Annotated in this window: 8 protein-coding genes; all 8 read right to left on the bottom strand. The window is 38.4% G+C overall.

Annotated features, from left to right (window positions below):
• Window positions 1–52 (bottom strand): 50S ribosomal protein L36 (gene rpmJ, locus QVP90_RS19860; RefSeq protein ID WP_369678141.1); only part of this gene is annotated, 52 nt, incomplete at its 3' end.
• Between the two features lie 9 nt (window positions 53–61).
• Window positions 62–256 (bottom strand): translation initiation factor IF-1, encoded by a 195-nt coding sequence (gene infA / locus QVP90_RS06010; protein WP_021935920.1) that lies wholly within the window; start codon window positions 254–256, stop codon window positions 62–64.
• Window positions 257–265: 9 nt separating this feature from the next.
• Window positions 266–484, bottom strand: coding sequence for a translation initiation factor IF-1 (gene infA / locus QVP90_RS06005; protein WP_002558052.1), 219 nt, complete (start codon window positions 482–484; stop codon window positions 266–268).
• Between the two features lies 1 nt (window position 485).
• Window positions 486–1,283 carry a type I methionyl aminopeptidase gene (gene map, locus QVP90_RS06000; RefSeq protein WP_021935919.1) on the bottom strand — a complete coding sequence of 266 codons (798 nt, stop codon included), beginning with the start codon at window positions 1,281–1,283 and terminating at the stop codon, window positions 486–488.
• A 14-nt stretch (window positions 1,284–1,297) separates the two neighbouring features.
• Window positions 1,298–2,665, bottom strand: coding sequence for a preprotein translocase subunit SecY (gene secY, locus QVP90_RS05995; RefSeq protein WP_021935918.1), 1,368 nt, complete (start codon window positions 2,663–2,665; stop codon window positions 1,298–1,300).
• Window positions 2,666–2,669: 4 nt separating this feature from the next.
• Window positions 2,670–3,116 carry a 50S ribosomal protein L15 gene (gene rplO / locus QVP90_RS05990; protein ID WP_005929059.1) on the bottom strand — a complete coding sequence of 149 codons (447 nt, stop codon included), beginning with the start codon at window positions 3,114–3,116 and terminating at the stop codon, window positions 2,670–2,672.
• Window positions 3,117–3,146: 30 nt separating this feature from the next.
• A complete protein-coding gene (gene rpmD, locus QVP90_RS05985) occupies window positions 3,147–3,323 on the bottom strand; it encodes a 50S ribosomal protein L30 (RefSeq protein ID WP_005929058.1) in 177 nt (58 codons plus the stop codon).
• Between the two features lie 9 nt (window positions 3,324–3,332).
• Window positions 3,333–3,851: a 30S ribosomal protein S5 gene (rpsE, locus tag QVP90_RS05980; protein WP_005929056.1), complete on the bottom strand. Its 519-nt coding sequence runs from the start codon at window positions 3,849–3,851 to the stop codon at window positions 3,333–3,335.
• Window positions 3,852–3,879 lie beyond the last annotated feature (28 nt).

Below are 3,879 nucleotides of genomic sequence, written 5' to 3'. Positions count from 1 at the left end.
TAACGATCTTACATTCTGGCGTACGTTTCTTTAAAGATGCTCTTACTTTCATATCTTAATTTTATTTATATCTAAATACAATTCTTCCTTTCGATAAATCGTAAGGAGACATTTCGACTCTAACTTTATCCCCCGGCAGGATTTTAATGTAATGCATTCGCATCTTACCGGAAATATGTGCAGTAATCTCATGTCCGTTTTCTATAACGATCTTACATTCTGGCGTACGTTTCTTTAATGATGCTCTTACTTTCATATCTAATTTTTATTTATATCTAAATACAATTCTTCCTTTTGATAAATCGTAAGGAGACATTTCAACTCTTACTTTATCCCCCGGCAAGATTTTAATGTAGTGCATTCTCATCTTACCAGAAATATGAGCAGTAATTTCATGCCCGTTTTCTAATTCAACACGAAACATTGCATTAGACAATGCTTCAACTATAACTCCATCTTGTTCTATTGCAGATTGCTTTGCCATACTATATTGCTTTATCTCCTAAAACTTCTTCAATGAATTTAAATGATGAAAGAATATCCGCCTCGCCTGCACCTACTGCAATGGTATGCTCAAAATGTGCAGCACATTTCCGGTCTCTTGTTCTCACAGTCCATCCGTCACGCTCCATTATAACTTGCCGATTACCCAAAGTTATCATAGGTTCTATTGCAATACAAAGTCCCTTTTTCAATAGCGTACCGTATCCTCTTTTACCATAATTAGGAACCTGAGGATCCTCATGCATCTCCTTACCAATGCCATGACCGACAAACTCACGTACTACGCCATAAGAATGGGATTCACAATATTGTTGAATAGCATATCCAATATCACCGATTCTCTTAGCTTGTACAGCATTCTGAATACCTATATATAATGCCTCCTTAGTAACTTTCAACAAATTCCGAACTTCCCCGTCCACCTCGCCTACACAAAACGTATACGCTGAATCACCACAAAAACCATTCATATAAGTTCCACAATCCACAGATACAATATCGCCTTCTTTCAAAACAATATCTCCCGGAATACCATGTACGACTTCGTCATTAACAGAAGTACATAAAGAACCAGGAAACGGATCTCCATATTGATTAGGAAATCCTTTGAAAGTCGGAACAGCTCCATTATCTCTAATAAACTCTTCGGCGACTTTATCCAATTCACGAGTGGTTATGCCTGGCTTAATCAATTTAGCAACTTCAGCCAATGTTTTTCCTACAAGCAAATTACTCTGACGGAGCAGCTCAATTTCATCTTCTGTTTTAAGAAATATCATTTCTATTAAAAGAATTAATATGCGGCTACACCAGCACGCCCCTTAATACGACCCGATTTCAACAGACCGTCATAATGTCTCATTAACAAATGACTTTCAACCTGTTGCAGCGTATCAAGAACTACACCTACAAGAATTAACAAAGATGTACCACCGAAGAATTGAGCAAACTCAGCTTTCACACCAATCAAACCGGCAAATGCAGGCATAATGGCAACCAAAGCCAAGAAGAAAGAACCGGGCAATGTAATACGCGACATTATATCGTCAATGTATTCAGCCGTTTTCTTACCAGGCTTGATACCCGGGATGAAACCGTTATTTCTCTTCATATCTTCAGCCATCTGGTTCGGATTAATCGTAATTGCCGTATAGAAGTATGTAAACAATATAATCATTACAGCAAAAACAAAGTTATACCAGAAACTCGTATGATCAGTAAATGCACGTACAAAACCGCTCACATTATTGACATTCGAAAATCCAATTAAAGTGATCGGGATAAACATTATCGCCTGAGCAAAGATGATAGGCATTACACCTGCAGCATTTACCTTCAAAGGGATATACTGTCTTGCACCACCATACTGTTTATTACCAACAATTCTTTTTGCATACTGTACAGGAATCTTTCTCGTTCCTTGCACTAAAAGAATCGCACCGGCAATTACTATCAACAGGAATACCATTTCAAACAAAAACATGATCATTCCTCCTGTCTTATCAGTCATACGGGAAATAAATTCCTGAGCCAAAGACTGCGGAAGACGAGCAATGATACCAATCAAAATGATAAATGAAATACCATTACCAATACCCTTATCTGTGATTCTTTCACCAAGCCACAAGATAAACATACTTCCAGCTGCCAGAATAATGGTAGAAGTAACCATGAACAGAGTCCAATCTAATGAAGCATTTAAGGAAGGTCCAGCCTGCATTTTAAGATTGAGCAAATAAGAAGGGGCCTGAACCAAAAGGATAGCAATCGTCAAATAACGTGTATACTGGTTCATTTTTCTTCTGCCGCTCTCTCCCTCCCGTTGCAGCTTCTGGAAATATGGCACAGCAATTCCCAACAACTGGATAACGATAGATGCAGAGATATAAGGCATAATTCCTAATGCAAAAATAGAGGCATTAGAAAATGCTCCTCCTGAGAACATGTTTAACAAGGCTAAAAGGCCTTCGCTTGTTTGTTGATGCAATTGTGTCAGCATACCCGGATTAATACCAGGCAGCACAACATACGAATTAATCCCAGGCAGCAAACCATACGAACAAAAACGGTAAATCGCCACAAACAATATGGTGATGAGGATCCGCTGTCTCAGATCCTCAATCTTCCATATATTCTTTAATGTTTCAATAGCTTTTCTCATTGAATCAGAGTTTTACTACAGTTCCACCTATAGCTTCGATAGCAGCAGTTGCACTCTTTGAAAATGCATGAGCTTCTACATCCAGCTTAGTAGTCAAAGTTCCGTTACCTAATACTTTTACCAACTGGCTTGAAGAAATAAATCCAGCTTCGATAAAGTCATTAACACCTACTTTCTCCAAATTCTTAGCTTCAGCCAATTTCTGAATTGTATCAAGATTAATAGCCTTATATTCTACGCGATTGATATTCTTAAAACCAAATTTAGGTACACGACGTTGAAGAGGCATCTGACCACCTTCAAAACCGATCTTTTTAGAGTATCCAGATCTTGATTTAGCTCCTTTATGACCTCTTGTAGAAGTACCTCCTAAACCAGATCCCGGACCGCGTCCGATTCTTTTTCTTGTTTTAGTAGAGCCTTCTGCAGGTTTTAAATTACTTAAGTTCATATTGTAATTCGTTTTATATTCAACAAATAATTACTTAACAATGGTAACCAAGTGTTTGACCTTATCTACCATCCCAAGAATTGAAGGAGTACATTCGTGCTCAACCACACGATTCAGTTTACGAAGTCCCAGTGCATCAAGAGTTCTTTTTTGATCAGCTGGAGCACCAATTCTGCTTTTAACTTGTTTGATCTTTATAGTTGACATATCTCCTCCTTATCCTCTAAATACTTTTTCAACACTAATTCCTCTGTTCTGAGCAACCATTCTTGCATCACGCATTTCGCCTAAAGCCATGATAGTAGCCTTAACCAAGTTGTGCGGATTGGAAGAACCTTTTGATTTGGCCAAAACATCTGTTACACCAACACTCTCCAATACAGCACGCATAGCACCACCAGCTACAACACCGGTTCCGTGGGATGCAGGCTTGATGAATACTTCAGCTCCACCAAATTTTGCTGTTTGTTCGTGAGGAACCGTACCTTTCAAAACCGGAACTTTAACCAGATTTTTCTTAGCAGATTCAACACCCTTTGCGATAGCCGCTGTTACTTCACCTGCTTTACCAAGCCCCCAACCAATGATTCCTTCTTCGTTACCTACAACAACAATTGCAGAGAAACTAAAAGTTCTACCACCTTTGGTTACCTTAGTAACACGATTGATAGCAACCAGTCTATCTTTCAGTTCTATATCGTTAGAAACTTTAACTCTATTATTTACTCCTGCCATAATGATTAAAATTTAAGTCCACCGTTAC

Source organism: Bacteroides sp. CAG:189 (genome assembly GCF_000432295.1).
GTDB lineage: Bacteria > Bacteroidota > Bacteroidia > Bacteroidales > Bacteroidaceae > Bacteroides > Bacteroides salyersiae.
This window is presented reverse-complemented; position numbering and strand designations above follow the sequence as displayed.

Bases quoted from the DNA above. Each gene is read 5' to 3' on its own strand.
- map (WP_021935919.1), bottom strand. From the start codon at position 1,283: ATGATATTTCTTAAAACAGAAGATGAAATTGAGCTGCTCCGTCAGAGT.
- rpmD (WP_005929058.1), bottom strand. From the start codon at position 3,323: ATGTCAACTATAAAGATCAAACAAGTTAAAAGCAGAATTGGTGCTCCA.
- secY (WP_021935918.1), bottom strand. From the start codon at position 2,665: ATGAGAAAAGCTATTGAAACATTAAAGAATATATGGAAGATTGAGGAT.
- infA (WP_021935920.1), bottom strand. From the start codon at position 256: ATGAAAGTAAGAGCATCATTAAAGAAACGTACGCCAGAATGTAAGATC.
- rplO (WP_005929059.1), bottom strand. From the start codon at position 3,116: ATGAACTTAAGTAATTTAAAACCTGCAGAAGGCTCTACTAAAACAAGA.
- infA (WP_002558052.1), bottom strand. From the start codon at position 484: ATGGCAAAGCAATCTGCAATAGAACAAGATGGAGTTATAGTTGAAGCA.
- rpsE (WP_005929056.1), bottom strand. From the start codon at position 3,851: ATGGCAGGAGTAAATAATAGAGTTAAAGTTTCTAACGATATAGAACTG.